This is a genomic window from Brasilonema bromeliae SPC951, assembly GCF_012912135.1.
Classification (GTDB): domain Bacteria; phylum Cyanobacteriota; class Cyanobacteriia; order Cyanobacteriales; family Nostocaceae; genus Brasilonema; species Brasilonema bromeliae.
In genome coordinates, this window is sequence record NZ_QMEB01000305.1 from 1 (window position 1) to 6,636 (window position 6,636).

Below are 6,636 nucleotides of genomic sequence, written 5' to 3' on the forward strand. Positions count from 1 at the left end.
GGCGGGTATTACGCTGAAGTTTAAGCGCAGCTCGAAGGAGAATGGGATTGGTTGAGTATGGCGAATAATTGGGCGATCGTTGCTGGTGTCAATAACTATGATTTTTTGCCTGCTGCTCCGCTGAAGTTTGCGGTGGCGGATGCGCTGGCGATGCGATCATTTCTCTGCGATGAAGTGGGGTTTAAGTCGGATCAAGTGTTGTTTTGTGGGGATGGGACGGAGGGGAGTAAGCGGGCGACAAAGCCAGTTCTGCGAGATATTTTATTGCATCAGATCCAGCGGGCTAAGAATGCTGATAATCTTTGGTTTTTCTTCAGTGGTCACGGGATTGCGGAGCATTTGATGACGATCGATGGCAATCCCAGAGATCTTAAAGAGACGGCGATTTCAATTCACTTCGTGACGGATTGTCTGCGGAGGTGCAAGGCAAAGAACATTGTGCTTGTGTTGGATATGTGTCGCAGTGAAAGTCGGGATGCGGATGAGAGAACGGTAGAGTCGATCGAGGGTTCTCTGCGAGAGTTAGTGAAGCAGCGGGAGGGGCAGCAGGGAATTATTACGCTGTTTTCCTGTGGGCGTGGGGAGAGTTCCTATGAGGTTCCAACCTTGGGGCAGGGAGCGTTTACCTATGCGTTGCTGGAAGGGTTGCGGAAAACGACAATCGTTAAGGATCTAGAACGACATTTAGCGGAACGGGTGCCTGAGCTACATCGGATTCATGCGAGCGAAAAACGGCGTAAGCAGGTTCCGCTAGTGATTCCGGAACCGGGCTGGAAATATGATGAGCCGATTTTGAGTCGTCATGCGACGGAGGCTGATGTTGCGCGGTTGAAGGAGATGGCGATCGATGCTGAATGTGATGGTGATTTTCCAATGGCGTTGCGGTTCTGGGAGCAAATTAATTTGTTGGCAACAAAGCCCGAAGACCGCCGCAGGGCGCTGAATAAAACAACCGATTTGGTTCAGCGTTCTCAGTTGAAAGAACCAGCGAGTCCTACTCCTACGATTGAACTCCCCCAGCCACTGATCCAGCATCCCCTCGACTCCATCCCCCTCGACTCAGAGAAGGGCATAGACTACAGCTACCTCTGCGGCTTACTCAAAACTGGACAGTGGCAGTCTGCTGATCACCAAACCCTCCGTGTTATGCTCAAAGCGGCTAATCGGGAAAGTAAGGGCTGGCTCGATTCTGATAGCCTAAGAACATTTCCTCGAAAAGACCTTAAGACTATCGATAAGCTCTGGATGACGGCAAGCAACGGTCATTTTGGCTTTAGCGCGCAGAAGAAAATTTGGGAGGAATGTGGTAGACCAAATGATTCTGACAAGAATTGGAACTGCTTTTGCACTAAATTAGGGTGGAAGAATGAAAGGATGAAATATTCAAGCTGTTCCAATCTGAGGGCCGATCTTTCCACTTCTCCGCTTGGAGAGTTCCCAGCTAGATATACGGCAGGAGCAAGTTTTTACCGAAAAGAAAAAGGTAGAGAAATAGATTATGTTGTCACAACATTCTTTCATATCTGGGGAAGTTCTCAAGATCTTGTTGGAGGAGGCCGTGAGTGGTTCGGAGATTGGGGCGTAAGGATCTATTCTCTTTTGTCTCGAAGTGAATTGTGAACTTGAGACAATTTGGGAGTGATCGCCCAAGAATTACGCGAGTTCGAGCAAGCCCGCAAGGACTACCAACAAGCCCTCCAAATCTCTATCGAATTCGGCGATCACTACACCCAAGCCCTCACCTACCACCAATTAGGCATAGTCGCCCAGGAACTGCGGGAGTTTGAGGAGGCGCGCGCCAACTATCAACAAGCGCTCCAAATCCAAGTCGAATTCGGCGATCGCTATAACCAAGCCAGCACCTACCACCAGTTGGACATTGTCGCCCAGGCATTACACAAGTTTGAGCAAGCCCGAAACTTCGCCAATAATTTTGTCCCTCAATGATTGCGCCGCTGTGGCTGCGACTGGAGCCGATACTGCCGACAAAACCCTGATTGTCGGTGACGTGTTACAACTAGATGCGATCGCCCTTTGGCATAGCTTATAATGATGAGAGCGATCGCAGCCCAAGCCCATGACCCAAATCAGCCTAACCGAAGCCCAGCAGCATCTCCCAGAACTGATCGCCAACCTCAAACCGGGCGAAGAAATCCAGATATGCCAAAATGAGCGGGCGATCGCCCGCCTGATCATCGAACCTCGAACAACCCGCAAACCTCGGCAACCTGGAAGCGCGATCGGAACATTCACCATCATTGCCGATGACGAAGAGCATCTAGAAGACTTTTGCGACTACATGCGATGAAGCTTCTCATCGACACCCATGCCTTCCTCTGGTTTGTCCTAAACGACTCCTCACTCAGTCCCATCGCTCGTGACCTGATCATTGATCCGCTGAATGATATTTTCCTCAGTCCAGCATCCCACTGGGAGATTGCCATCAAAATCAGCATAGGAAAATATCGAATTCCTGGTCAGTTTGAACATTGGATGAATGATCAAATTCAAATCAATGAACTGGCGATTTTACCCCTCGAAGTCGCTCATTCCGCTGCCGTCATAACGCTTCCTTTTCATCACAAAGATCCATTCGATCGGCTGCTAATCGCTCAGTCGCTTGTCGAGACTATTCCCATTGTCAGTGCTGATGTAATCTTTGATGCCTACGGCGTTACTCGCCTTTGGTAGAGTCCGTGGAATCCTTTTGAGCTTGGCGGCGATCGCCCAGGAATTACGCGAGTTTGACCAAGCCCGCAAGGACTACCAACAGGCGCTCAAAATCAAAATCGAATTCGGCGTTAAGCGTAGCTCTGCCGTAGGCAATCGCTACTCCCAAGCCAGTACCTACAGCACCCTACGCTACAATAGCAAAAGCCTCCCATCTCTGGGGCGACAGTGCCATGACTCCACAACTCCAGCAAATCTTCCACAGCCTCAACGAACTTACCCAGTCAGAACGTTGGCAAGTATTTGACTACCTCGTCAACCAGCTCAAAAACGCTCTCACCCGTTCTGACGTCCTTGATCGCTCTGCCTCCCAACAACCCCCAAAACGCTCACCCCAGGAGATTTTTGCATCGACCCAAGGCAGTTGGAGCCACCAAACTCGTGACGAAATTGATGCTCAACTCGCATCCCAGAGGGTTAAGGATTGGGCATCTGAAGCTTTTGGTCAGTCGATACTCTCAAAAAGAAAAATTGTGTTTTCAACTTCAGATGACGACACAGAATTTGCATGAACTTTTTTGAGGGATTTTCCCACAAAGTCAACACCCTAGGCGGAGCCTCCATGACTGTATTCCTTGTCAGAGACAAGGAACCAGACGACGGTTGCGGAGAACAATTTGTTTGTGGTGCTAGGATTTCAGCACTTAGAATAGCCCTGCTGACTCATAAAGCCGTTTGAGCATTGCCATAATTTTGTTACCATATTCTAAATCTGCAGACCAACGTCCTGAGAGTTGGTCGATTGATGGGGCAATACCGCGAGTCACAAAGCGAAATCTCGGATCTTCGATTTCCTGCACCAATGGTTCCAAACTGGCGTAAGCTTTCAAGTGTTGGATGTGCGCCCGAACACCAAGTCTGGCACTTTCAAACGACGCTGCGTTTGGTGCACCACCAATAGCCCCTAAACCTGCAAAGTTATTTTGTTCTGGTTTGACATCGTCACCAAAGTGTAAGAATCCAGTTTCTAGGCACATTTGGCAAAAAGCAATGTCATGACTGACTCCTTCTATTGTCGCTTCTTCGCGGTAGAGTTTGGGCAAGTCGGGAAACTGGACGATCGCATTTTCATTATTATTTCTCAGAAATAACTGCAACTGCACTTCTGATGCATGACCATATGACATAATCTTGTCAATTTGAGCAAGGGGAATTTGGGCGATCGAGCGTAAATTCAGAGTCTGACTTGTACTATCCCATACGACAGAAAGATGAAAGTCGCGCAGTTCAACGGCTTTGAGGAAAACAACTCGGCGATAAGTCACGCGGCGGACATTAGGCGCTTTGGACAAATCAATCCGCAAGCGATCCGCTAAGTCAATGGGGATATAGGCATTACCGTTAATGAGTATCCCTTTCTCTGGATAAAGTTGTCCGTTAATATTGATACTAAATACCGGATATGTTGAGTCTGTTTCCACAGCTGAACCAGGATCAATAGTACGACTCCAAGATGCAACTCCATCGGCAATTCCTAAGGCAAAGTCGCGGCGGCGAGTTTGTAGCAAGGCGCGATCATCTGGGCTAGTAAGAAAGCCAACTTGCATCAACAAAGAAGCAACTGATGTCTGACGACAAAACGCCAAACGCCCCAAACCTGTTGCTGAGTCTGGCTTGACTCCCCGATTTGGTAACTGAGGAACACGACGCAACAGTCCCACCAGTAGCAGTTCGGCATGATTTCTGCGTTCATCATTGTTAGCAATGTAGAAAATGCTTGCCCCACGTACAGAAGGATTGCTCGCAGCATCAGCATGAATTTCTAGGGCAACATCTTTTTGACGAGCACGAGAATTTATCCAAGCGATAGTTTGTTGGGCGCTCAAGTCATCTGGAACCGCCAAAACTTCAAAATTACGCGCTCTGAGTTCGCTGATGATTAAATCCCGCAGCATAATCATTTCCTTGGCTTCGGTTGTCCCACCGGCGATGGAACCTGGATCTATTCCTCCTGCTTCTTTGCCTCCGTGAGCTGCTGAAATAAAAATGCGTCCCATTTTCAGTATTTCCTGTTATACAATTAACAATTAGCGATTCTGGAGCGTCATTCTTGGATTAGCATCAAGAATATAATATTCATCAGAACCGTTAGTCTATAGTCAACAGTCAATGATCAATCATTTGTAACTCTTGACTGTTGACTCCTAATTTAGTATGCACATCCCCCGCCTGCATCCGGACACAATTGAAGAAGTTAAACAACGAGCTGACATTGTCGATGTCATCTCAGAACACGTTGTCTTACGCAAGCGCGGAAAAGACTATGTAGGTTTGTGTCCCTTTCACTCAGAAAAAACTCCCAGTTTCACTGCCAGCCAGACTAAGCAGATGTACTACTGCTTTGGCTGTCAAGCTGGTGGCAATGCTATTAAGTTTCTCATGGATTTGGAGAAGCGCTCTTTTGCTGAAGTGGTATTAGATTTAGCGCGGCGTTACCAAGTCTCAGTGAGAACACTCGAACCGGAACAGAGGCAAGAGTTGCAGCGTCAGTTGTCTTTGCGCGAACAACTCTATGAAGTTCTCGCCACGGCGGCACAGTTTTATCAACATGCTCTTAGGTATAGTGGAGAGAAGGCATTACAATATTTGCAATCGGTGCGCCAACTGAAGGAAGAAACAATACAGCAGTTCGGTATCGGATATGCGCCCGCAGGTTGGGAAACACTCTACCGCTATTTGGTTGAGGACAAACGCTACCCAGTACAACTGGTGGAAAAAGCGGGTTTGATTAAACCACGTAAGGAAGCGAGTGGTTATTATGATGTGTTCCGCGATCGCGTCATCATTCCCATCCACGATGTTCTCGGACGTGTCATTGGCTTTGGTGGCAGAAGTTTAGGAGACGAACAACCCAAATATTTAAATTCACCCGAAACAGAAGTTTTTATCAAGGGGAAAACTTTATTTGCTTTAGACAAGGCAAAAGCAGGAATTTCTCAGCAGGATCAAGCTGTGGTGGTGGAGGGATATTTTGATGCGATCGCTCTCCACGCAGCTGGGATCAATAATGCGATCGCCTCCCTTGGCACTGCTCTTAGCATAGAACAAGTTCGGCAAGTCTTACGCTACACCGACTCTAAACAGTTAGTCCTCAACTTTGACGCTGATAAAGCTGGGACAAACGCCGCAGAAAGAGCAATTGGAGAAATTGCCGAACTCGCATATAAAGGTGAAGTCCAGCTCAAGATTCTCAACTTACCTGATGGCAAAGACGCTGACGAATATTTGCAAGGACGCGAGCCAGAAGATTATAGAAAATTATTGGCAAATGCACCACTTTGGTTAGATTGGCAAATTCAGCAAATGACAAAAGACCGTGACTTGAAACAGGCTGCTGATTTCCAACAAGTGTCTGGGCAGATGGTGAAGTTATTGAAAAATATAGCCAACAGTGATACACGTAACTATTACATTTCCCACTGCGCTGAAATCCTCAGTTTAGGAGATACCAGACTGATATCCCTAAGGGTAGAAAATCTTCTGACACAAATTGTTCCTGCTAGGGCATTCCGTAAGCCAACACCAGTTATCAAACAGCAACCTGTAGCAGGACAGCAAAGTCTTGCAGCTGGTGAAAGTAGTTTATTACAAATAGCAGAGGCTTTATTGCTGCAAATTTACTTGCACTATCCAGTATATCGTGGGGCTATCGTTGATGTTTTAGACGAGCGAGATTTGCAATTTAGCCTTTCTCATCACCGCTTTTTATGGCGGCAAATTTTAGAGGTTTCCTCTGGAATTGACGATGATTTGATATCAATGGTGCAAGATAGATGTCTAGAGTTTCCTGAAGAAATGGATTTAGTCTCTCACTTATTTCATTTAAATGAGAAAACACAAAAAGAAATTATTTCACGCCACAATAAGTTGATTCAAGCAGCCACTGCTTGCATGGAACTGGTGCTG

The 6,636-nt window shown here is 47.1% G+C and carries 8 protein-coding genes; 7 read left to right on the forward strand and 1 reads right to left on the reverse strand.

What is annotated here, in order from left to right; translation table 11 throughout:
* The first annotated feature begins 57 nt into the window (after window positions 1-57).
* The 6 genes from DP116_RS26110 (at window position 58) to DP116_RS26135 (ending at window position 3,242) form a co-directional block, all read left to right on the forward strand.
* A complete protein-coding gene (locus DP116_RS26110) occupies window positions 58-1,620 on the forward strand; it encodes a GUN4 domain-containing protein (RefSeq protein WP_169157921.1) in 1,563 nt (520 codons plus the stop codon).
* Window positions 1,621-1,638: 18 nt separating this feature from the next.
* Window positions 1,639-1,947, forward strand: a complete 309-nt coding sequence (locus tag DP116_RS26115; protein WP_339381573.1) for a tetratricopeptide repeat protein — start codon at window positions 1,639-1,641, stop codon at window positions 1,945-1,947.
* 130 nt (window positions 1,948-2,077) lie between these two features.
* Entirely contained in the window at window positions 2,078-2,308 is a 231-nt protein-coding gene (locus DP116_RS26120) for a type II toxin-antitoxin system Phd/YefM family antitoxin (RefSeq protein WP_169157923.1), read from the forward strand.
* Window positions 2,305-2,691 carry a type II toxin-antitoxin system VapC family toxin gene (locus DP116_RS26125; RefSeq protein WP_169157924.1) on the forward strand — a complete coding sequence of 129 codons (387 nt, stop codon included), beginning with the start codon at window positions 2,305-2,307 and terminating at the stop codon, window positions 2,689-2,691. The genes DP116_RS26120 and DP116_RS26125 overlap by 4 nt, the downstream gene beginning before the upstream one ends.
* Window positions 2,663-2,977 carry a tetratricopeptide repeat protein gene (locus DP116_RS26130; RefSeq protein WP_169157925.1) on the forward strand — a complete coding sequence of 105 codons (315 nt, stop codon included), beginning with the start codon at window positions 2,663-2,665 and terminating at the stop codon, window positions 2,975-2,977. Before DP116_RS26125 ends, DP116_RS26130 begins: the two co-directional genes overlap by 29 nt.
* On the forward strand, window positions 2,904-3,242 hold the full coding sequence (locus tag DP116_RS26135) for a hypothetical protein (RefSeq protein WP_246275801.1): 339 nt from the start codon (window positions 2,904-2,906) through the stop codon (window positions 3,240-3,242). The genes DP116_RS26130 and DP116_RS26135 overlap by 74 nt, the downstream gene beginning before the upstream one ends.
* A gap of 132 nt (window positions 3,243-3,374) precedes the next feature.
* Here the strand turns inward: DP116_RS26135 and tftA are convergent, their stop codons facing one another.
* Entirely contained in the window at window positions 3,375-4,727 is a 1,353-nt protein-coding gene (gene tftA / locus DP116_RS26140; protein WP_169157926.1) for a hormogonium tapered terminus morphoprotein TftA, read from the reverse strand.
* Between the two features lie 157 nt (window positions 4,728-4,884).
* Between tftA and dnaG the strand changes: the two genes are divergently transcribed.
* A partial coding sequence (gene dnaG / locus DP116_RS26145; RefSeq protein ID WP_169157927.1) for a DNA primase occupies window positions 4,885-6,636 on the forward strand: 1,752 nt, incomplete at its 3' end.